The following is a 22,629-nucleotide window of genomic DNA, read 5'->3' as shown; positions in this document are numbered from 1 at the left end:
GGAGAAGACTGATGAATATTGGACAGGCCTCAAAGGCATCGGGCGTTTCGGCCAAGATGATCCGTTACTACGAGCAAACCGGCCTCATTCCGGCGGCAGACCGGACGTCATCCGGCTACCGCGATTATTCCGGCACCGATGTCCATATGCTGCGCTTCATCCGCCGCGCGCGCGATCTCGGTTTTTCGGTGGCCGAGATCAGCGATCTCCTCGGCCTCTGGCGCGACGAGGCCCGCCAGAGCAGCGAGGTCAAACGCCTGGCGCAGGGCCATATCGACGAGCTCCATAAGAAGATCAAGGGCCTTCAGGACATGGCCAATACGCTGACAACGCTCGTCAATACCTGCAACGGCGACCACCGCCCGCATTGCCCGATCCTGCAAAGTCTCGAAAGTGGCCTGGACGACGAGGACCGACCTGTCCACCCTCGCGCCGGTGCTGTCGCACGCGCAGCGCCATGAGCGAGAACGCGGTAGTTTTACCATGCCGTCTTAATAGCAATCACAGCTCTCTCGCGCTTTATTGGGAATCATCGCCATCGATGCGATGAGTGCCGAAAAACCCGCCCGCCCCATTTGCTTGGAAAACTACCGGGCGAAATGTGTCTCGGCGATATCAGCGATATGCTTGCCGATCGGCAGGGCCGACGTGGCTGCGGGCGAAGGGGCGTTGAGCACATGCACCGTGCGCGCCGTGCGTTCGATCAGGAAATCATGCAGGAGACGGCCGTCGCGGCTGACTGCCTGAGCGCGGATACCGGCGGGATGCGGCTGCAGATCGGCCAGTTCCAATTCCGGGCAATAGCGCTGGCAGAGCGCCAGATAGCGGCGGCGGCTGAGGGAGTTGGCCATTTCGCCCAGGCCATAGCGCATGTTGTTTGTCATGACGTGGCGGAACCCCGGAAAGCGGATCATCTCCCAGATATCCTTGGGGTCGATCCTGCCAAAACTGTATCCGTTGCGCGCAAAGGCCAGCACGGCGTTGGGGCCAACCGTCACGAAGCCGCCGATCATCGGCGTCAGATGCACGCCGAGGAATGGCAAAGACGGTTCCGGGATGGGATAGATGAGATGTTCGACGATGCGGTTCTTATCCGCCCCGAGACGGAAATACTCGCCGCGGAAGGGAATGATCGCGATATCCTTGGCAAGCCCGCACATGCGCGCGAGACGGTCGGCATTGACGCCAGCGCAGACGATGACATGGCGGGCACTAAGCAGCATACCCGTATCGAGGGTGATCTCGACGCCGTCAGCCTGCTCATCAATGCGGGTAACTTCGACATCGGTCATGATGGTGCCGCCGGCTTCGATCAGCAGCGCGCCCATGCACCGCGTCACTTCACCGTAATCGACAATGCCGGACGCCGGAATGAACAGCGCGGCAAGACCGGCAATATGCGGCTCGCGCTCGGACAGTTCCGCCTTGCTGACCCGGTGTACTTCTAATCCATTGGAAACGGCACGCTCATGCAGCTTTTCCATGCGCGGCAATTCTTCCGGGCGCGTCGCGACCAGCAGTTTGCCACGCTGCTCAAAGCGGATGCCGTAGTCCTTGCAAAACTGCATCGTCGCCGCACTGCCCTCACGGCAGAAGGTTGCCTTCAGGCTGCCGGGTTCATAATAAACCCCGGCATGGATGACACCGCTGTTGCGTCCGGTCTGATGACTGGCAAGCATCTGCTCCTTTTCCAGGACGGCGACGGTAAGGCCGGGAAACCGCTGTGACAGTTGCATGGCTGTCGATAGCCCGACAATGCCACCCCCGATCACAACGATATCGAAATCCGCCACGCGCTCGAAGTTCATTCTGCCCGGCCCCGTCGTCTTCGCAGAAAGCCTTTTATCGGCTCGGCACCGGCTGTATCAGTGCCAGGCACCACGCGTATCATAGATTACCTTGCCTGTCAGGCGTGTATGCCGCATGGCCTTGAAAGGTTCATGCTCAACGAGAAGCACCACGATATCGGCGCGCTCCACCGCCTGATACGCGCCCTCCAGGCGAAGATTGTCATACTTCGCCAGAAGCGGCGGCATGACGCTCACATAGGGATCCGCCACAAGGATATCGACATCTGGCAATGATGCGGCGATCAGGCCGACGACCTCGATTGCCGGACTTTCGCGCACATCATCGACATTGGCTTTGAAGGTCAGACCAAGGCACGCAACGGTCGGCGCACGGAACCGTTTCGCCTTTTCCACGACCTGTCCGGCGACGTGATGCGGCCGGTGATCGTTGACCTCACGGGCTATGCGGATCAACCGCGACAGTGTCGGTGCCGCAGAGACGATGAACCAGGGATCGACCGGGATGCAATGCCCGCCGACGCCCGGTCCGGGGCTTAGAATATTGACGCGCGGATGCCTGTTGGCGAGACGGATGACTTCCCAGACATCGATATGCAGACTTTCGCTGATCAGCGAGATTTCATTGGCAAAAGCGATATTGACGTCGCGATAGGCGTTTTCGACGAGCTTTGCCATTTCCGCGCTGGCAGCGTCGGTCAGCAGAATCTCGCCCTGGGCGAACAGGCGATAAATCGACGCCGCCTTTTCCGCGCATCTCGGCGTCAGACCACCGACGACGCGGTCGTTGGTGATCATCTCGATCATGATGCGGCCGGGAAGAACGCGCTCCGGGCAATGGGCAATAAAGATGTCGGCACCGGTTTCGCCATCGCGCGGCATTCGCAGATCCGGACGCAGCGCTCCGATCCAATCGCCGATCTTTTGCGTGGTTCCCGGTGGCGACGTCGATTCAAGCACCACGATGTTGCCCGACTTCAGCATCGGAGCAATCTGCTCGGCAGCCGTCTTCACATAGGACAGATCAGCGGTCCGGTCCTCGTTGAAGGGTGTCGGCACGGCGATGATGAATGCGTCCGCTTCCGGGGTTTCGGTTGTCGCGGTCAGCCGCCCCATAGCAACAGCACCGCTGACGGCCACGGCCAGATCCGGCTCGACGAAGGGCACCTCCCCGCGCGACAAGGCAGCAACGGTCGCCGGATTGATATCGACACCGATCACATCGACGCCGCGCGTCGCAATCACCACGGCGGTGGGCAAGCCGATATAGCCCATGCCCAGAATGGCAAGTCTGCCCTTAAACACTTCACTCATCAGCAATGCTCCGAAGTTGCGCATCTGGAATTCTGGATCTCACCGGCGCCACATTGCGGTTCGCAACGAACCGGAATGCGCGCGCCGGATGAAGCATTTCGCGGGCGGTGAGTTGAACGAAGCTGGTGTTGGTTTTCAGGTAACGCCACCAAAGGCGGCGCGGCTCCTGCAGCAATCGGTAGGCCCACTCCATACCAGCCTTCTGCCAGGCGGGCGGCGCGCGTTTTGTAAGCCCGGCAATGATATCGAAAGAGCCGCCGACACCGTGCAGGACGGGCACGTTCAGCGACGAACCATAGGATCCGAGAAATATCTCTTTCTTCGGCGAGGTCATTCCCAAAAAAAGCATGTCGGCGCCGGAAGCTTTGATATCGGCCGCAATCTGGCCTGCTTCCGCAGCCTCGTAATATCCGTGATGGCTATAGGCGATCTTCAAACCGGGAAAACGCTCGGCAATGACACGGCGCATTTCTTTCAGCACTTCAGGTTTGGCACCCAGAAGCGCTATCGACCGGTCGTCGCGATGCGCAAGGAAGAGGAGGCGCGTGAAGATATCGATACCGGCCACGCGCTCCGGCAATGGCTTGCCGAGCAATTTGCTCGCCCACACGACGGATTGTCCATCGGCCAGCAAGAGATCGCATTCCAACAGGGATTCGCGCAGAACCTTGTGCCTGTGTAGCTCGACGATTTTTGCGGCATTGAGCACGCCCAGAAGGATCGGCCGGCGCGTCGAAAGGGCTGCCCGGCATCGTTCGATGACGTCATCCATGCGCATGGCGTCCATATACATGCCAAACAGGAGCTGGCGTTGCCTTTGCATATCAAATCTCCTTGAGAATTGCGGGCCGGTCTGCGGTCAGCCCCGGCGAAAGCCTTGCGACCACGCCGCCGGCAAGCCATGCATATAAAAGCCACCCAAGCTCATAGGGCCGGCATTCATAGTCGATGCGCACAGGCGGGAAGAGCATATCGAGGCCTGGAACATGCCATCCCCGCAGAAGCGACGTCGTCACGGCGGACAGGGCCCTGACCACCTTGCGCGGTTCGCGGCGCGCCACCTTGCGCCAGATCACACCTTTTTCCGATGCCACAAGCGGCATGGACACCTCGGGATGTTCGTCGAGCCAGCGCATGCCCTTGATGATCGCCTGCGAATGGTCGGTGCCGCCGGCTTCGCGAAGGTCGAGCAATGCCATGGGCGCCATTGCGTGCTGGTGCACACTATAGACCGGATATCCCTCGACCACGCCGCCGTTGCGGGTATCGTAATGCCACCACCATTGGCCGGCCGGACCCTGCAAAGCGCAAATCCGTTCGGCACAGGCTTCCGCCGCGGATAATGCTTCGACATCCGATCGTGCCGTATAGAGGCGGGCGAGTGCCTGTATCGGATAGACCTGATCGGCAAAGCAGCCGATATGGGCGCGGAAACGCCCGCTGGCGGAGGCAGGCAGCATATGTGGGAACAGGCCTGACGCGGAGCGTCCCGACATCAGCCGCTTGGTCGCCAGGGAGACAACATCCTGCGTATCACCGAATTGCCGCGCGGCTAATGCGGCGCTCAAGGCCCAGGCACAGTCGACCGTCGCGATCGGCGTATCGGAAGAGAGTACCTGAACAAGCTGGCGAAACAGCGCCACGGAATGGAACCGCCCGGCCTCTGCAGCGGCCCAGGCGGCAAGCGCGATGGCGCCCATATCTGCCGATGTCGTGGCACGAACCGCACAGGCATGGGCAAGATCGAACGCGGTGTCGCCGTTTAAGATCAGTTGTTGTGTGCCTCGATCAATGTAGGAGAGCCCAAGCGCCGCGATGGCGGTGTAACGAAGGCTGTCTCCCTCAAGGCGCTCCGTCCAATCCGAGTTTATCTTGACCGCGCGCAATGTGTGGCCGAAAGCCCCTTTGCGGTGCATGCGCGGCAGGCCTCGCTTTGCAATATTCAAGAAGCGGCCAGCCTGCGTTCTTGTTTTATGCGACACGGATTCAAGGGCCTCCAGGCGGTCCAGTGTGTCTGGACCCGCTTGATCATGCGCCGGCGGACGCTGTGCGCCGCTGTCCAAAGATGGGCTTTTCGCTCTTGATGGCAGGGAATGCGGAAAATTAATCGGCATGAAAGCTCCTGATAACTTGCCGTCTCAACGAAAAGGGCGGTTGATCAAATCGGCGCAAAAGCGTCGCGGAAGATTTTGAATGAAAGTCGTCGACTGCTGCCCCATGCTAGAAAATCCCCACAGATATGCCAGCGCACTCAAAGACTTAAACAGTGGCCATCGGCATGCCGGCAAAGGTATAAATATGCATCGATAGTATTACCCCTGCGGGTCTTCATTCGGCTTTGGGATAAGCGGAGGAGCGCAGCCGGACTTACCCTCTACCTCTCTCTGCAGTGTTTGCGCGCCCGTGCTTTTCCCATAGAAATTGCAGAGCTCCCGCTTGAGGGGCTCGCCGGAGATGGGGCCGCGACATGGATGCTTCGACACAACAAAGAGAGCTACTGGAGGGCGACCGTGTTGCACCAGGCGGCACAAATGTCCGCAAACTTTCGGTCGTAACCGTTGCCTATAACAGCGCTGACGTTCTGCCAGGCTTGCTCGATTCCCTGCGTGCGGGCCTTGAAGGCATCGAAGAATATGAGGTGATCGTCGTCGACAACGACAGCCATGACCAATCCGTCGATCTGGCGCGTGCTCATCCCATTGGCGCAAGAGTGATCGCGACCGGCCGCAATGGGGGCTATTCCGCCGGGATCAATGCTGCGACAGCGACGATCGGCCGTTCATCGGATCTGCTGGTCCTCAATCCCGATATTCGCCTGGAACCGGGATCCATACGCCGCCTGTATGCGGGCTTGAACAGTGCTTGCGTCGGCGTGGCCGTGCCGCAGGTGCGCGGCGAAGACGGCGCCATTGCCAAATCCATTCGCCGTGAACCCTCGATAGCAACGGCCTGGTCCGAAGCGCTGCTGGGCGGCAGGCTTTCCTCGCGGCTGGGGCTCGGCGAAATGGTCGGCAATTCTTCACTCTACCGCGCGGGCGGGCGCATCGAATGGGCGACCGGGGCAATCCTGCTGGTCACGGCCAGCGCGCGGGAGGCGATCGGCGACTGGGATGACAGTTTCTTCCTCTATAGCGAAGAGGTCGATTATCTTCAGCGCGTTCGGGCAGCCGGCCTGGACGTGCTTTATGTTCCGGAATCTCAGGCCGTGCATATCGGCGGCGATTACCATAGCAGCGATTTCCTGACCGCGCTGATGACCACCAACCGCATCAAATATTACCGCCGGCATCACGGGGCATTCGCCTCTGCGGTATTCCAATCCGGCATCGTGGCAGGCGAAGCGATACGCCTGGCGGTGGGCTCAGGACGTCGCGCCGCACTGAGCGCAGCACTCGGCTTATAAGCCCCGGGCAATTGCGATCCCTCCAGCGCTTTCCCCGGCCGCCTCATCGAATCACCGGTCCGGAAAATCGCAAAATTTCCGCCTTCCTTGAGAATTTCCAACCCGCCTGAGCGGCTGTTTTTGGCCGGAAACCCGGTTGATGCACCGGTTTTCAATCCCTTAGGGTTGCGCAGAATTAATTTTTGTAAAAAAGTTAAGCCCTCATTCTTCCACCTGCGCTCAATCGGCTTTACGTGATCTCTCGCTAATATTTTGTCAGTCTTTTCAGCGCCCTCGAGGCACTGCAGGTTGTATTTTCGCGTGGAAATTTAGAAAACAATCGGAAATTTATTCAATTTTGATTGGCCGGAAATTCACCAAATATTTCAAACGGAAGCGGAATTTTAAGTGTTTTGCGGCAATATTAAGACTGAAATCGGGCGTCATGCCTCATTACAGTGAGCCGCTTTTGACCGATTGCACCTCCTTGTAAGTTGCATTACTCCTTGCTGTTATAAGTTTGCCTTACCTAAAAAGGGGTAGGCAGCTTACCCGTAATACCATCTTGAAACGGGGTTTAAGGGCTGAGGAGAAAGGCGATAGCACAGTGGCACGAACACTATTGAATGCAACCACGAGTGGGTTTTTGACGGAGAACGACATCCAGGGGGATTCTCTCGGCGTCATCGATCTGAACGACGCGAGTGACACTCAACAGGCAACCGTTGCCTCCAAAGCCACGCTGAATGAATCAGGCGGCTTTGCACATCACGCTCACAAAGCGATGGACGATTTTGGTGGGCGCGATGTTCGCCACGAAGGCAGGACGTCTGACCACGATTCATTCCATTTCCTCAACAACACACAGGCAGCAGAAAGCGATTCCGGGACTGCTGAAGTCGATTTGGGCGGAACCTCCAATTCCGGCACGGCAAGCGATACCGAAGCAACAGAGGCCTCACAGCCCGCTTTGAAATCAGTTGCCAGCATCAGTGCAGCAACCAGCGATACGGCCGCTGCCACGTCTACGGCCAGCAACAGTGCCGCAGCAGCGACAGCAGCGACAGCAGCGACAGGTTTTCCTGACGCGACCAATACCGGCGTCAAGGGCGGCGTCGCGATGACGAAGTATAACGGCTCGCTTCATATCACTGAGGACAACGCCGTCATCAGCAATATGGAAGTCACCGGCGATATCATCATCGATGCCAAAAACGTCACGCTGAGCAACATCAAGCTCATCTCCAACACGGAATGGCATGTCCTCAGAATCATGGAGGATGCGTCCGGCTTCACACTCAAGGACAGTGAAATCGACGGACGCGGCTTGAGCGACAATGGCATCTACGGCCATGGCACGTTCCTGCGCAACAACATTCACGACGTTGAAAATGGCATGACGCTCTGGGGGCCGTCTTCGGTCCAGGACAATTACATTCACAACCTGCGGAACGGAAAAGCCGACCCGCATTATGACGGCATCCAGGTCAATGGTGGCCAGGATATCGACTTTATCCACAACACCATTATCAACGATCACGACCAGACGGCAGCCTTGATGCTGGAGAACACCTTCGGTGGTCTGCGCAACATCACCGTTGATCACAACCGTCTCGTGGGTGGCGGCTACACCGTCTATATCGACGGGCGCAAGGGCGGCGGCTCCGTCGATAACAACACGATCAAGATCACCAACAACGAGATCGGTGGCGGTCATTGGGGCGATTTCTCGCTGTATGACAACAAGCCGATCCTTTCAGGAAACACCGGTCTGGGCGCTTCGCCGGAAACGCCGCCGGTAACGCCTGAGACACCGACTACTCCGGAAACACCGACCACTCCGGAGACGCCAACGACACCTGAGACACCAACGACGCCGGAAACGCCAACCACCCCGGAAACACCTGTGGCCGGCAAGGCAACCAACGGCAATGACGTGCTGACAGGCACGGCGGGTGCCGACAAGATCGACGGCCTCGGTGGCAACGACACCATCAAGGGTCTTGGTGGCAATGATGTGCTCAAGGGCGGTGCAGGCAATGATGTCCTGGACGGTGGTGCGGGCGCTGACAAACTGGATGGTGGAGCAGGAACCGACACGGCTTCCTATGCAAGCGCAAAGACCGGCGTAACAGCCAGCCTTGCCGACGCTTCCATCAACACAGGCGATGCCAAGGGCGACACCTATGTGTCGGTTGAGCGGCTGAGTGGATCAAGTTTTGCCGACAAGCTCTATGGCAATAGCGGTGCCAATCTGCTTTCCGGTGGCGCAGGCAACGACCTCCTGAATGGCGGTGCCGGCGGTGACAGACTGGATGGCGGAGCAGGAACCGATATGGCTTCCTATGCGGGTGCAAAGACCGGCGTAACTGCCAGCCTTGCCAATGCCGCCATCAACACAGGCGATGCCAAGGGTGACACCTATGTTTCGATCGAGAACCTGAAGGGCTCCGGTTATGCCGACAAACTCTATGGCAATGCCGAAGGCAACCTGCTCGAAGGGGGTGCCGGCAACGACGTCCTGAACGGCGGCGGCGGCAAGGACGTGCTGTATGGCGGGGCTGGTGCCGATGACCTGATCGGTGGGGCCGGTGCGGATACGTTCAGCTTCAAGGCGCTTGGTGATTCGACCGTATCGATCAGCGGGCGTGACACGATCTTTGACTTCTCGGGCACCGGCGGTGACCGGATCGACCTGTCGGCGATCGATGCCAATACTGCAGCATCTGGCAATCAGGCCTTCAACTACATTGGCAACGCAGCCTTTACCGGCAAGGCCGGGGAGCTGCGCACCGTCAAGAGTGCGTCCGACACGTACGTCTACGGCGATGTCAATGGCGACGGGAAGGCCGATTTCGCCGTCCACCTGGATGACGCCATCTCCCTCCACAAGGGTTACTTCGTCTTGTAACGACGCAGTGTAATGCAATGAGGCCGCGAAAGCGGCCTCATTGTCTCTACAGGGACAGTTCCGGCGACGACCGAAAACCGTCTCTGATCCAGACAATATTGGATGCAATCCTGCTGCGGACTGCTGTGCCAGTTCTGTCCATCAAGCGCCGCTTCCAACGGGAAGCACAATCACACCGGCGAGAAACGAATACTTGCGGCCGGTCCGCTTGCGCAGGTTTGCCTCCCCAACTCCAGCACTGAAACGGGAGCCTCTGATATGGCTATTACCTCAACCAAAACCCTCACGGGATTTCCCGACGCAAAGAGTACCGGTCTTCCGGACGGTGTCGTGCTGACGGCATCGGGCGATGTGAATGTCACCAAGGCGGGCACAGTTCTCAACGCTCTCGACGTCAAGGGAACGATCTGGGTCATGGCCCCGGACGTTACGATCCAGAATAGCCGCATAACGTCCACCGACTGGACGGGCATCTGGATCAAGCCGGGTATTACCGGCACCATCGTCAAGGACAATGAGATCCTGAATGTCGGAAGCAGCAAGGACGGCGCAAACGGCATTTTCGGCTCGGGAACGTTCCTGCGCAATGATATCCACAACGTGGAAAACGGCATCAACGTGACGGGCGCAAGCCTGATCCAGGACAATTACATCCACGATATGAAGGCTCCAAACGTCCGGGCCGGCACTGTGTGGGGTGGTCCGCATTATGATGGCATCGAGATCAACGGCGGCGTCTCCGGCGTCGATATACGGCACAACACGATCATCAACGACAATGGCCAGACCTCGGCCGTGATGATCAACAACGACTTTGGCCCGGTTTCCAACATCAAGGTCGATGGCAACTATCTCGCGGGCGGCGGCTACACGCTTTATTCGGATGGCAGCTTCAGCAGCACCGATAAGATCTCCGGCGTCGAGTTCACCAATAACGAACTCGGTCAGGGCCACTGGGGTTATTATTATTTCAAAGGCAATACGCCCACCCTGTCAAACAATGACGAAATGGGCACGGACTGGCCAACACCCGTCAGCCCGGAAACGCCGCCGGTGACACCTGAGACGCCGACTACTCCGGAAACACCGACCACTCCGGAGACTCCAACGACACCTGAGACACCAACGACGCCAGAAACACCTGTCACGAACAAGGCGACCAATGGCAATGACGTGCTGACAGGCACGGCGGGCGCCGACAAGATCGACGGCCTCGGTGGCAATGACACCATCAAGGGTCTTGGTGGCAATGATGTGCTCAAGGGCGGTGCAGGCAATGATGTCCTGGACGGCGGTGCGGGCGCTGACAAACTGGATGGTGGAACGGGGGTAGATACCGCTTCCTACGCAAGCGCAAAGACCGGCGTAACAGCCAGCCTTGCCGACGCTTCCATCAACACAGGCGATGCCAAGGGCGACACCTATGTGTCGGTTGAGCGGCTGAGTGGATCAAGTTTTGCCGACAAGCTCTATGGCAATAGCGGTGCCAATCTGCTTTCCGGTGGCGCGGGCAACGACCTCCTGAATGGCGGGGCCGGTGGTGACAAACTGGATGGCGGAGCAGGAACCGATATGGCTTCCTATGCGGGTGCAAAGACCGGCGTAACAGCCAGCCTTGCCAATGCCGCCATCAACACAGGCGATGCCAAGGGTGACACCTATGTTTCGATCGAGAACCTGAAGGGCTCCGGTTATGCCGACAAGCTCTATGGCAATGCCGAAGCCAACCTGCTCGAAGGAGGCGCTGGCAACGACGTCCTGAACAGCGGCGGCGGCAAGGACGTGCTGTATGGCGGGGCTGGTGCTGATGATCTGATCGGTGGGGCCGGTGCCGACACGTTCAGCTTCAAGGCGCTTGGTGATTCGACCGTGTCGGTCAGCGGGCGTGACACGATCTTCGACTTTTCGGGGACCGGCGGTGACCGGATCGACCTGTCGGCGATCGATGCCAATACTGCAGCATCCGGCAATCAGGCCTTCAACTACATTGGCAACGCAGCCTTTGCCGGCAAGGCCGGGGAACTGCGCACCGTCAAGAGTGCCTCCGACACCTACGTCTACGGCGATGTCAATGGCGACGGGAAGGCCGATTTTGCGGTTCACCTTGATGACGCTATCTCCCTGCACAAGGGTTACTTCGTCTTGTAACGCGGTGGTGTAATGCAATGAGGCCGCGAAAGCGGCCTCATTGTTTTGATATAAGGATATGACAAGAACTTGGTGACGAGCGCACCTGCCTCATACACAGGTGCCGCCAGTTCTCAACTGACCAAGTTTTCGGCCCGTAACGCAAGTCTTTGATGCGCCTTGCGAGCCGGTTGCCGGATATGCAGGGCATGGCGGATCGCCGCCGGAAGCAGAGCTTTGAGATGTTCCCGGCCGGAATCGATCGCGACGACCGGTGCGAAAGGTTTCATCCCCGAAATCTGACCGGCAGCGCGCGCGAAGTCACCAAAATTGGTGAAGGTTTCGTGATTGCTGTCTTGCAGGAGAAAAGTCTCCGCTGCCATCCCCTCAGCCAGGATCGCCTCGTGGGTATCGAGGACAATATGGTAATAGTCTATCGTGTCGCGATCGTCCGAAAGCGCCGATGTGATGGAAATGCCGTTGACGAGATCCTTGGCTCTGATCAGCACGCCGTCCATGAACAGCGCGTGGCCCGGGGAAACATAGAGGTCGCGGTGCGGTGTCTGCCGGTCAATGGCGTGCCGTGCGATGCGGATCGGAACCACGCTGGCAGGCCAGGACGCACCGTTCCGCCTGTAAATGTGACGGCCGATCCACCGCACGGGCATGGCCTTGCCATCAACGGTTTTGACGAAATCACCGATTTTCAAATTCTCGATGCTGATCTCGCCGGCCGGGGTCATGATTGCCGTGCCGACGAGAAAGCACATGGGATTTCCACCGCCCTTGTCGCCTTTCTTCCACCAAGGGATTCCCATCGCCTGGGCGATCGATGATGGAAACACAGTCGATGCGGTCAAGGCACTCAGGGCTGCAACTTTGGCACCCGTTGCGGCGGCCAAACCGAGAAAGTGCCGCCGTGCACCATTGACGGGTGCCTGCCGATTTTTGTCTGACGACATTGGTGTTTCCTTTCGAGTAGACCCAGAAATTGCCTTGAAGAACAGGATTATAACCGCTGCGAGCGTGAACAGGTACCACTGCAAGAGGTGGATCAGGCCTCTCTCTTTGGAGTAGGCACCGTTCCCGAATATGGTGTATACCGTTTGAGCTTCGATCCAGGGTTAGCTTTCCCAGCCGCGCCTCGTCTTGCGTGAAGACGTGGCGGCAGATGGAAACGTGCTCCCGTTCCCAAGGATCATGTGCTTGAATTTTTAGATTAGTTTTGCTCGCCCTTTGACGGGATCTGGTTTTCCATTTCCTCGGCATAGAGGATCAGGAGCGCTCCGAGTTCTTTGGCCGCCGTCGGTGACATGGCCGTCTGGAACTGGTGCGGCGAGCGGTCCGTGTCTTTGTATGTATCCCATTCCCATTTGGAAATAGCGTAACCGATCCGCAGCATGACATGATACGGCTCGCTGGCGGCTACACCCCATTCCAACAGGGTATAGGCCTTCAGCTTGTTCCCGGCATCGACCTCCCATTTTGAGATATCGTTTTCACGCATGGTGGAACTTCCCGATCTGACAGTTGCTCGAACTTTGCCGGCATTTTTAAATTGGCGATCTTTTGGAGTGTGTGGACCTGACGGGTAGACATGACAACCCGGCTGTCCCGTCGTTCCAAAAGAGGTGGCGCTCAGCCACTCGCCGTGGCTGGGGCCGTCTTCATCCGCGGCACGCCGATGTGGAACAAGCGTGGGGGTTTGCGTTCGACGCATCAGCACGCGTCTGCTGATGCTTGCCGATCTTAAGCGGCAAAGCCGCTCATTGCCTGGGCAGCCGCTGGCGATTCCAGCGCGTCGCGCCCGGCATCAAACTCATCGGGTCTCTCTGCCAGAGCAAAAAAGTGCTCGATCGCCTGGACTGACCGTGTTGCGGCCTGCCCGTCGCCATAAGGATTCACGGCGTGCGCCATCTCCTGATAGGCCCGGCGATCCGTCAAAAGCTCGCTGACTTCGCTGACGATACGATCTTCATCTGTTCCAACCAGGCGCACCGTGCCGGCCGTCACCGCCTCGGGCCGCTCCGTGGTTTCACGCATCACGAGAACCGGCTTTCCGAATGTCGGGGCTTCCTCCTGCACACCACCGCTATCCGTCAGCACGATGGAACAATCACGCATGGCTTTGACGAAATCACCATAGTCCAGCGGCTGCGTAATCACCACGTTCTCAAGCCCCTGAAGCGGGGGAAGCAGGACGTTGCGCACAGCCGGATTGAGATGTGCGGGAAGCAGGAACGCGATATCAGGGAATTGCCGTGCGAGCCGCGCGATGGCGCGCGCGGCCTGCGCCATCGGTTCGCCCCAGGATTCACGCCGGTGCGCAGTCACCAAAACGCTTCTGCGGCCGCTGATCCGCTGGAGATCCTGATTACCTGTCTGCGTGATGCGGCCGGACACATGCAGCAGCGCGTCAATCACGGTATTGCCGGTCACGACAATATCGTTTTCTGCGACGCCGTCATTGAGGAGATTTGCCTTCGACGTCTGCGTCGGCGCCAGGTGCAGCGCTGCAAGCTGGGTGGTCAGGCGGCGGTTGATTTCCTCCGGGAAGGGGTTATGACGCTCGCCCGTTCGCAGGCCCGCCTCCAGATGGATCAGCGGGATTTTGCGATAGAACGCCGCCAATGCCGCTGCAAAGCAGGTGGTCGTATCGCCCTGGACCACAATTGCGGCAGGCGCTTCGCTTTCGATGACATTGGCAACACCTGCAAGAACGCGGGCGGTAACGCTCTCAAGCGTCTGTGCTTGGGTAATGATGTTCAGGTCATGTTCGGGTTCAATCTCGAACAACCGGTTCACCTGGTCGAGCATTTCCCGGTGCTGACCGGTGACGGCGACGACCGGCGTGCAATGGCGCGACGCAGAGAGCGCATGGATCAGGGGAGCCATCTTGATCGCTTCGGGGCGCGTGCCATAGACGACGAGTATTTTGCGCATGGCAATTTCCTTTATCCAGAGTTGACAATCATTTTGGCGAACGATGGCAAAAGGACCCGGCCGCCTCTATCCAGCTTCATTTTCAGTCGGTGCAATATCGGCACTTGTTTAAAACGACCCCGAGCATGTTCGTCCGTTCGGACAGATACCGCTCGCAACGATCCACCTCGGCAAATGTGCTATGTTCTGCAGCTGCAACCAGAATTGCGCAGTCCACATTGGGCAGGAATGCCGTCACATCGTCGCTGGAGAGCATGGGCGGCAGATCGTACAGGATGATGTCCGGCCCCATCCGCAGACGCAGGTCCTGCAGCACTTTTGCAGCCTCCAAGCTCTGCAGCAGCTCTGCAGAAAACTGCACGGGCTGATGGTTTATGCCCACGGCCAGATTGTCGCCGTACCGCAGGAAAATATCGTGGATCGGCGCATCCCCTTTCAGGAAATCTTCCATGGACGCGTGCGCATTGACATCGAGCATCTCGCCGATTTGCGGTTGCTTCAAATTGAGATCGACCAGCAGCGTACGGCAATCCTGCTGGTGTGCCAGACTGAAGGCCAGATTGAGCGCGACCAGCGATTTTCCGCAGGACGCAGTGGGCGACGTGATTGCAATCGATGTCCAGCCATTTTGACGCATGCTCTGGAGAACCCGCGTGCGCATCATGTCGAATGGCGCATGCGCCGGATCCGAACGGTCTATCGTCACGATGCGATTTCGAAAGGTCGTGTCCGGCGCTGGATCGAGAGGTGCCAGATTTCCCCATGCGATTTCAAATCCAAGCCGGGTGCATGCCTGCATTGCCTGTTCCGCCAGCTGATCGTTACTTTGCAGCCTGAGACTGTCTTGCAGGGAGGCTCTAATCTGATCCATGACTTACACTCTGCCTCCGGCGACGGTTGCTACGGGGATAAGAGAGACATTTAACCCTGCCCCGCTTTCAGCGATGGCGTGACCGATACCGTGATGCGATACCGGGCCATCGATCGGCGACAACGGCAGCACGCCCATGACCAGCATTGCCGCGATGTGACGCCTGTAGTTCGGAAAATGCGTTTTGCTCGGCGGCCTGATAGTGGGGATCGTGGCGAGCGGTTGCGACTGAAGCAGTTGCGCAAGCTCTGCCGGCCTGCGGATGGTTTTGTTGAGGAGCTCCAGCAGCACGATGACACCGAGCCCGAGGCCGAGCCCTGCCATAACGCCCAGCGCAACGATGCGCCGGCGCTGAGGGCTGATGGCCCTGACGGGCGGCGTTGCGGGTTCGAGCAGCGAAAACCGGCCGCCATCGGAGCGCATTTCGATTTGCTCACCGGTCAAGGCCTCCGCACGCCTGCCGATAGCCGCATTATATTGCACCTGAATGTTCTGGCGATTTCGCTCGAGTGAATTCAGGACTGTTTCGCTGGCAGCCGTGCCTGCGATCGAGCGGGTCAGGTTTTCGATCGCGCGGGCGATCGAGGTTTTCTCAACCGCGACGGCCTTCAGGCGATTATCGATATCCGACAGTTGCAGATCCAGCCCGAAGGGGCCGGCTTGTCTGGATGCCGGTTCATCGTCATTCTTGCCGTCCTTGGAAGGGCTGGCCAACAGGGAATTTTGCAACGATGCGATCCGGGCGCGCAGTGCTTTTATATTCGGGCTCGTTTCCGAAAAGATCGCGAGCTGATCCGCAAGCGCCCGGTTGAGATCCGCAAGCATCTGCTGCTCCGGCGTCACCGGCGCTGCCCCGGCGAACTGTCCGGCATTGGTATATGTCGCGATCAAATTGCCGCGTTTGGTGCGAAGATCGGTTTCCTCGCGCTCCAGCGAAATCAGCCTCTCCTGCAGGCTGCCCTGCTGGTTGCGGCGGAAATCGAGGCTTTCCGGCAGGGTGTCCTTGTTTTGGGTCTTGAACTTGAGAATATCGGCTTCCAGCCTGTTCAGATCGGAAGACAGCCGATCGACGGCCTGATTGAAGAACCGCAACGTGCTGCCGGCACGATCCGTCCGTTGCCGCTGGTTTCTGTCGAGGATCATCGCCGCCAGCTCGTTGGCGACTTTCGCTGCCATATCCGGCCTGCCGGCCAGGAAGGACACGCTGAACACCGTCGCCCCCTGATCCCGGCTCTGCGTGTCAAACTGCAATTGCTCGAATTTTATCCGGGAGCGCATATCTGCGATGAGATCGTCTTCATCGGGTTGCTTGGCGCTATCGCCGTAGACTGCCAGCCGGGTTGCGAGCGCCAGCAGATCATCTCTGGTCGTGATCTGCTGCTGCAGAATCTGCAACTGCTCGACGGCGCTGAGCGGCACGGTCGAGCGTGCAAGTTCGGCCGGGATCTGTGGCGCTTCGGATAGAATTTTTGCGCTCGAACTATAGACCGGCGATGTGAAAAATGTGGCCGCGATAGACGACAGCAATGCCACGGCCATGATCGCTATGAGATAGGGCAGCCTTCGCAAAAGGATCGAAACATAAAATTTCAAGTCTATATTGCCCATTACGCAATCACCCAACTTCTGAACCCGGTTGGCACTGTTGCCGAGGTCATTGTTCAGTGGTTCGGAAAAGCGGAACAGTTGGTCAATGGAGGGTGAGCGGGACTGCGGCGATGGCGAAGTTAGTACTTTTGGACGGACCCTCTCTCCCTATGCTGTAGATCGCCGTCCGGTCTGCAACGCAGCCTCCCGGCAGCAGAACGCGCCGTCCCAGCAAGGCCTGTACCATCGCGGTTTCGCGGTATGTGAGATGGAGTAGGCTGAACGGCGGGCAGATGCCCAAGCGTCCGCCAAAAGGCTTATCCGGTCTCATAGCGCCGGTTAAAACTCTCCCAAAGTGCATGGGTAGCGCCAGCCGTCATGCGCCTCAAGGCGGTCCTGGAAACGTCTTCCTACACAGCGCCATTCCATTCATTCTACGAGGAGAACGGTGATCTGCGATCATGGTCCAAACGCGCGGGATAAGCCTTGATCCCGTGTTGAACCGGCGCCTGCAAAAGAGCCTTTGCTTAAACTCAATAGGAAGCCCTATGCCGCCTCCCTTTCAGCTCAGCGTGATCGTGCCTCACCTCAACGAGCCCGATGATCTGCGGCAATGTCTTCTTGCGCTCGATGCACAACGCGCGGATGGCATTGCGTTCGAGATCATCGTGGTGGACAACGGCTCGAGCGAAATGCCGGTGGCAGCCTGCCTCGATATTCCGGATCTCCGCCTGGAGCGCGAAATTGTTCCCGGTCCAGGGCCGGCCCGCAATCATGGCGCAGATCTCGCGCAGGCCGACCTTCTGGCTTTTATCGATTGCGACTGCATTGCTCAGCCTGGCTGGGTGAAAGAGATCGTCGATGCCATGGCAAACAGGCCCGATGTTGCGCTTCTCGGCGGCGATATCGCAGTCCTGGTTGCCGACCCCCGATATCCGACTGCGATCGAATCCTATGAAAATATCTATAGCTATCGTGCGCGTGCCTATGTCGAACAATATGGGTTTGCCGCAACGGGCAATATGGCGGTTCGAAAGCATGTGTTTCAGTCCGTCGGTCCTTTCGGCGGAATATCGACCATGGAAGATACCGAATGGGGACAACGGGCGACGGCAATGGGCCATCGCATCATCTTTCTGCCGGAGGCAAAAGTTCTGACCCCCTCCTGCAAGTCTTTTGCTGATCTGGCCCGGCGGTGGGACCGGCACGTCGCCCACGGCTTCCGCAAGGTTTCCGGTCACCCTTCGGCGACGCTGCGATGGCTGATCGAAGGGCTAATCATCGCCGCGTCTCCGTTGGCCGAGACTTTGAGGATTTTGACGACAGATCGTGTTTCCGGCATGCGAAACCGGTTACTGGCGCTCGCCTGCCTGACCCGCATTCGGGCTCATCGCGCGCGCCGCATGTTCGGCCTGGTGTTTCATGGCGATGCAGGCCGCTTCATCGAAAACTGGAATCGTGAAAGGTCTTGAATGACCAACACGACTGCCATCAAACGTTCATCAACATATCCCGATCGGCTGCGGTGCTTCAAAAACCCGCGCGCCTGATTTCGGCATCGAGCCGGCAGAGCTCGTTCAACGGCACGCGTGCCACTTTCCCAAAATCCATGCTCCAGCAGCGCGGCGGTGCGTAAAAACGCCGCCCAAAATCGTCCAGCCAGCGTCTTGCTGCAAAGCTTTAAATTGCCCGGTTGCCGCAGCATCAACACGTCTTTCACTCTCGCTTTCCCCGCCTCCATCGTCCGAAAGCCACTTAAACGAGCGTAAAGCTTCGTTCTGAAAGTGCGTTATTTTGCGACAGCAATCCGACCTACATCGAATTGTTTAGATTAGATTTATTGTGAATTTGATGCCTATGGTTAATATCAAATTAACAAAAGGCATTGGGGCAATAGATTCAAAAATCGAGGAAGTACACATTCCTCCAAACGCAATTTTATATTTTCATTTTTCACGCCCCTTACGCCGCTTTTTCAAACACTGGCTAATTTTGGAGGCGTCATGTCGGAAAGTAATCTCGAATACCCCTTGGGTGTTGCTTCACACAGCTCATCGTACGAGCGGGCTGCGAAATCCCGATCGCGCTATTTCGTGGAGAAGCGTTTTTTCGATGTCGCTGTCACGTTGCTGGCTGCGCCATTCGCTTTGCTGATCGTTGCTCTGTGCGCGATGCTGATCCGGCTGAATGGGGGAAAGGCGTTCTTCTCGCAGCCGCGCGTCGGAAAAGGCGGGCGAATATTCAATCTGTGGAAGCTGCGAACGATGGCCCCGGACGCAGACCGGAAGCTGGCCGAGTATTTGGCCTCCAACCCTGCCGCAAAGGCCGAATGGGAGACAAAGCAGAAACTTGAAAACGATCCACGCATCACATGGCTTGGCAAATATCTGCGCAAATATTCAATCGATGAACTGCCGCAGCTTCTGAATGTGATTGCCGGCGATATGAGCCTGGTTGGCCCGCGCCCGATGTTGCCTGAGCAGCGGCAATATTATCCAGGGACAGCCTATTTCAACCTGCGTCCCGGCTTGACTGGGCTTTGGCAGATTAGCGAGCGCAATGGCTGTACCTTCATCGAGCGCGCACTGCATGACACCCGCTATTCCGGCATGATGTCCTTCAGTGCGGACTTGTGGATTTTGGTCCGGACGCCGATGGTTGTTTTAAAAGGAACGGGCCTCTGAAAGGAGGCCCCTTACAAAAAAGCAAAGCACCAAATATTTTTGGTGCTTTGCTAAGACCGAGATGAAAGAGACAAATCCGAACGACCTTTCGGAAAATGTACGCAGAACTTGAATCCGTTAAAAATTAATGCTCGCTTCCCTTCATGCCTTCGCTTGCCGGAGCAGAAGAAAGCGGGAAGAGGTCCTTGATCTTGTAAGCAACTTCAGTCCGATTGGTCGCCTTGACCTTCTTCATGATATTGCGGATATGCACTTTGACGGTGCTTTCGCGCAAATTGAGTTCATAGGCGATGATCTTGTTGGCCTTGCCACGCCGTAACGCCTCGACCACTTCGGCCTGCCGCTCCGTGAACATGCCGGCGAGTGGGCGGGCAGCTGGGCTTCCCGTTTCAAGCGCCTGGCGCATTGCAAAGACGCTGCTGGCCGGAACGAAGATACCGCCGGCCATTGAAAGCGCAATGGCTTCGATACAGACGTCGATGCTGACGGACGATGGGATATAGCCCTTCGCTCCGCATTCGAGTGCCTTCATGATCTGCGGCAGATCGTCAGCATCTGCCAGAACAATGATGGGCGCTTCAAACGCTGCGGCGAGCCTGGTGATTTCTTCGGAAACACTGGGTTCGCCGATTTTCTTTCCGCCGATGTTCAAAAGAACGGCGGCAAGCTGCGGATAGTCATGCCGTTTGCGCTCCCATTCTTCCACCGAACCGAAGGCCAGCACATCCATGTCGATCTTGTGTGCGGATATGCAATAGGCAAGGCACTGCCGATCCAGCGCACGGTCGTCAATGATCAAAAGCGAACGCCCCCGCGGCATTTCGCCGGGCCTTTTATCATTTTGTGTGCTGAGAGGATCGGTTGCTATGGAATGGAAAAGATTACTCGAAATGTCCTTGCCGTTTGTCATCAATAGTGAATTCATACGTCTCTACTCCCTAAACGCACATGCACATACCCGGTCAACGCCAAGGTCGTAAAAAAAGCACGCGCCAGCCCCAGATTTACTAGAAACTCAACCTGTGATATACATTTGTTTAAATCAAAATATTTATTCGCAGTTACTTATATTACACGATGTAAATGACATTGCATAGTATTTGAATGAAGCCGTAAATTATTTGTTTTCCGTGATGAAGTGAAGGCACTACGAAGGCGCAACTGGATACCCTTTACGGATTAATAGCCAGTACCTTTTTAGGGGTAATTTGAGTGCTAAATGGTCCAGGCGGAGGAAATCGCGGCGATTTACCATAATCTTCGTCACGAAAGAGATATAAAGTCTCCCTTTACGCTCCACAAAACAAATAACTTTTAAATTATTTTAAATATTGCGCTTGTATATGCCGCATTGCGATACGTTCGAGTGGACACGCTGTGCCGTTCCGGAACGATGGACTCAGCCGGAAGCTGTAACGTTTGAGAGCTCAGCCGTCGCGCGCGCAGAATATGTCATTACCCGGCCCAGCGTTGCCGTGATGCGGATGCGCAACGAAATTTGGCGCGATATCGTAGCAGATTGTTCAGGGCGTTTTTACGCAGCCCCCGGCCCCCACCGGGCCGAATAGCTTTTCGAGAAAACAAACTTCTCGACATAGATATTACCAATCGGAAACAACGCCCTGACCTCGCTGTAGGACAAAAGGTTGATGCGGTCGATGTGATAACGGCGCGTCGCGACATCCAAAGCACCGTAGTCCTTCGACAATTTCAGCGCCGCACGCCGCATGGGCGGAGCCAGCCAATGCAGGAATGGCAGCCGGAAATGCGGCTCGATCGGAAATTCCCACGCCGGCGTTTGTATCCAGCCGGACAGACCGACCCGCTGCATCTCTGATGCCATCGCGCTCATATCAGGCCAGGCGCCGACATGCTCGATCACCGAATTGGAATGAACCAGATCGACCGACTTATCCGCATAACCCTTCAGGTCACGCGCATCGCCGATCTCGCTGGTAAACAGATTGGACAGGCCGTGGCGATCGATCTCGTTTTCATCGATATTGAGAAGCCGGATTTCACTGATGCGCTCATGCCCGACATTTTCCCAATAGTCCGGCCGGCCACCAACGTCCAGAATGGATACCGGCCGTCCCAGATGGTCGGCAAGTTTCTCGATCTGACGCCTGAGAATGCGCCCGCGAGCGGTTCTGAAGCGGCTAATTGTTAGATCCTTCATGTCATCCGGCTCCCCGTGCGCGCCAATTTCATTGGTTCAACATTGTTTCAAGTGTGTCATCGATGTTTCCGGACCAATCCGGAATATTGTTGTTTATGGACGCGTATCCGTAATGGCCTTTGCCCATCCTGTTATCCAGGAATGAGACATTGGATATTGAGCCGGCGCCGAACTGGCCGTCCGAATAGACGGTGTAACCGCCGCCCAAGAGACGGTTTTTCTCGACACGCACGCGCGTGACCGGCCCGAAATAATTGCTCAGCATGATTGCCGACGTCTGCCCGTGAGGATTGACGATGGTGTTGCCTTTGATGACAACATCGGTGATCCCGCCATCCGTGGCAATTCCGTCAAAATGAGGACCGTCCCACTGCGACTGCAGGTCATGGATATAGTTGTTTTCGATAGTTATATTGGATGAACCCGTGAGGTAGATACCGTCTTCCGTATGATGGATGTTGCAGTGACGGATTGAGACATTGTTGCCGGAAATGCTGATACCGCGAATACCGGGTGCAGCCTGGCCGTCGATATCGCAATTCTCGATGGTTACGCCATCCGACCGGATGTCCAGCGCCGCCCAGCCCTTTGCCGAAATTCTGCAGTTTCGCAACGTTACGTTCGGCGCGGTGATCGTGACCGCGCCTTGAAAATCCAGGCCGCTGACGGTCGCTCCAGCGACATCCAGAACGAAGTTTGTTACGCGCACGAGAGGTAGATTGGCAGGGACGCCGGTGCTTGCATCATCCGGGTAAACCACGATCTTCGCCTTAACCACTGGCGACGCGTCCGCGATTGCCACTTGCGCCAACGCAAGGGGCGC

At 57.4% G+C, this 22,629-nt stretch carries 19 protein-coding genes; 6 read left to right on the top strand and 13 right to left on the bottom strand.

Annotation, left to right across the window (positions count from 1 at the left end; translation table 11 throughout):
• The first annotated feature begins 11 nt into the window (after window positions 1-11).
• The gene (gene cueR, locus PYR65_RS22230; RefSeq protein ID WP_276121620.1) at window positions 12-461 is read left to right on the top strand and encodes a Cu(I)-responsive transcriptional regulator; all 450 of its coding nucleotides are present in this window, start codon (window positions 12-14) and stop codon (window positions 459-461) included.
• A 126-nt stretch (window positions 462-587) separates the two neighbouring features.
• Here cueR and lhgO read toward each other — a convergent pair whose 3' ends face one another.
• From lhgO to PYR65_RS22210, 4 genes are read right to left on the bottom strand one after another with little or no spacing between them, the layout of a single operon-like run.
• The gene (gene lhgO, locus PYR65_RS22225; RefSeq protein WP_276121619.1) at window positions 588-1,808 is read right to left on the bottom strand and encodes an L-2-hydroxyglutarate oxidase; all 1,221 of its coding nucleotides are present in this window, start codon (window positions 1,806-1,808) and stop codon (window positions 588-590) included.
• Between the two features lie 57 nt (window positions 1,809-1,865).
• A complete protein-coding gene (gene wecC / locus PYR65_RS22220; protein WP_082546642.1) occupies window positions 1,866-3,122 on the bottom strand; it encodes a UDP-N-acetyl-D-mannosamine dehydrogenase in 1,257 nt (418 codons plus the stop codon).
• Window positions 3,115-3,945: a WecB/TagA/CpsF family glycosyltransferase gene (locus tag PYR65_RS22215; protein WP_276121618.1), complete on the bottom strand. Its 831-nt coding sequence runs from the start codon at window positions 3,943-3,945 to the stop codon at window positions 3,115-3,117. The genes wecC and PYR65_RS22215 overlap by 8 nt, the downstream gene beginning before the upstream one ends.
• A gap of 1 nt (window position 3,946) precedes the next feature.
• Window positions 3,947-5,068 carry a hypothetical protein gene (locus PYR65_RS22210; RefSeq protein WP_276121617.1) on the bottom strand — a complete coding sequence of 374 codons (1,122 nt, stop codon included), beginning with the start codon at window positions 5,066-5,068 and terminating at the stop codon, window positions 3,947-3,949.
• 521 nt (window positions 5,069-5,589) lie between these two features.
• On the opposite strand from PYR65_RS22210, the gene PYR65_RS22205 reads away from it, so the two are divergent.
• The 3 genes from PYR65_RS22205 to PYR65_RS22195 all read left to right on the top strand — a co-directional run bounded on the left by PYR65_RS22205 (window position 5,590) and on the right by PYR65_RS22195 (window position 11,563).
• Complete coding sequence (locus PYR65_RS22205) at window positions 5,590-6,525, top strand: glycosyltransferase family 2 protein (protein WP_276121616.1); 936 nt, start codon at window positions 5,590-5,592, stop codon at window positions 6,523-6,525.
• Window positions 6,526-7,150: 625 nt separating this feature from the next.
• Window positions 7,151-9,415, top strand: a complete 2,265-nt coding sequence (locus PYR65_RS22200; RefSeq protein ID WP_276121615.1) for a calcium-binding protein — start codon at window positions 7,151-7,153, stop codon at window positions 9,413-9,415.
• 258 nt (window positions 9,416-9,673) lie between these two features.
• On the top strand, window positions 9,674-11,563 hold the full coding sequence (locus tag PYR65_RS22195; protein WP_276121614.1) for a hypothetical protein: 1,890 nt from the start codon (window positions 9,674-9,676) through the stop codon (window positions 11,561-11,563).
• Between the two features lie 113 nt (window positions 11,564-11,676).
• Here PYR65_RS22195 and PYR65_RS22190 read toward each other — a convergent pair whose 3' ends face one another.
• The 5 genes from PYR65_RS22190 to PYR65_RS22170 form a co-directional block, all read right to left on the bottom strand.
• Window positions 11,677-12,504 carry a Hint domain-containing protein gene (locus PYR65_RS22190; RefSeq protein WP_276121613.1) on the bottom strand — a complete coding sequence of 276 codons (828 nt, stop codon included), beginning with the start codon at window positions 12,502-12,504 and terminating at the stop codon, window positions 11,677-11,679.
• A gap of 257 nt (window positions 12,505-12,761) precedes the next feature.
• A complete protein-coding gene (locus PYR65_RS22185) occupies window positions 12,762-13,049 on the bottom strand; it encodes a hypothetical protein (RefSeq protein ID WP_060636833.1) in 288 nt (95 codons plus the stop codon).
• A 242-nt stretch (window positions 13,050-13,291) separates the two neighbouring features.
• Complete coding sequence (gene wecB, locus PYR65_RS22180) at window positions 13,292-14,485, bottom strand: non-hydrolyzing UDP-N-acetylglucosamine 2-epimerase (RefSeq protein ID WP_276121612.1); 1,194 nt, start codon at window positions 14,483-14,485, stop codon at window positions 13,292-13,294.
• 82 nt (window positions 14,486-14,567) lie between these two features.
• A complete protein-coding gene (locus PYR65_RS22175) occupies window positions 14,568-15,356 on the bottom strand; it encodes a CpsD/CapB family tyrosine-protein kinase (RefSeq protein WP_276121611.1) in 789 nt (262 codons plus the stop codon).
• 3 nt (window positions 15,357-15,359) lie between these two features.
• Window positions 15,360-16,964 (bottom strand): GumC family protein, encoded by a 1,605-nt coding sequence (locus PYR65_RS22170; RefSeq protein WP_276121610.1) that lies wholly within the window; start codon window positions 16,962-16,964, stop codon window positions 15,360-15,362.
• Between the two features lie 527 nt (window positions 16,965-17,491).
• Between PYR65_RS22170 and PYR65_RS22165 the strand changes: the two genes are divergently transcribed.
• A complete protein-coding gene (locus tag PYR65_RS22165; protein ID WP_276121609.1) occupies window positions 17,492-18,415 on the top strand; it encodes a glycosyltransferase in 924 nt (307 codons plus the stop codon).
• On the opposite strand, the gene PYR65_RS22160 is transcribed toward PYR65_RS22165, so the two are convergent.
• Window positions 18,364-18,663, bottom strand: coding sequence for a hypothetical protein (locus tag PYR65_RS22160; protein WP_276121608.1), 300 nt, complete (start codon window positions 18,661-18,663; stop codon window positions 18,364-18,366). The genes PYR65_RS22165 and PYR65_RS22160 overlap by 52 nt on opposite strands.
• 283 nt (window positions 18,664-18,946) lie before the next feature.
• On the opposite strand from PYR65_RS22160, the gene PYR65_RS22155 reads away from it, so the two are divergent.
• Entirely contained in the window at window positions 18,947-19,627 is a 681-nt protein-coding gene (locus PYR65_RS22155; RefSeq protein WP_276121607.1) for a sugar transferase, read from the top strand.
• A gap of 124 nt (window positions 19,628-19,751) precedes the next feature.
• Here PYR65_RS22155 and PYR65_RS22150 read toward each other — a convergent pair whose 3' ends face one another.
• The 3 genes from PYR65_RS22150 to PYR65_RS22140 form a co-directional block, all read right to left on the bottom strand.
• Window positions 19,752-20,552, bottom strand: a complete 801-nt coding sequence (locus PYR65_RS22150) for a LuxR C-terminal-related transcriptional regulator (protein WP_060636840.1) — start codon at window positions 20,550-20,552, stop codon at window positions 19,752-19,754.
• Window positions 20,553-21,161: 609 nt separating this feature from the next.
• Window positions 21,162-21,806 (bottom strand): class I SAM-dependent methyltransferase, encoded by a 645-nt coding sequence (locus PYR65_RS22145; protein ID WP_276121606.1) that lies wholly within the window; start codon window positions 21,804-21,806, stop codon window positions 21,162-21,164.
• Window positions 21,807-21,834: 28 nt separating this feature from the next.
• Complete coding sequence (locus tag PYR65_RS22140; RefSeq protein ID WP_276121831.1) at window positions 21,835-22,608, bottom strand: right-handed parallel beta-helix repeat-containing protein; 774 nt, start codon at window positions 22,606-22,608, stop codon at window positions 21,835-21,837.
• Between the last annotated feature and the right edge of the window lie 21 nt (window positions 22,609-22,629).

Origin of the sequence: Pararhizobium qamdonense, from assembly GCF_029277445.1 — a bacterium.
GTDB classification, from domain to species: Bacteria; Pseudomonadota; Alphaproteobacteria; order Rhizobiales; family Rhizobiaceae; genus Pararhizobium; species Pararhizobium qamdonense.
The sequence above is the reverse complement of the archived record's forward strand: the minus strand, read 5'-3'. Positions and strand labels throughout refer to the sequence as shown.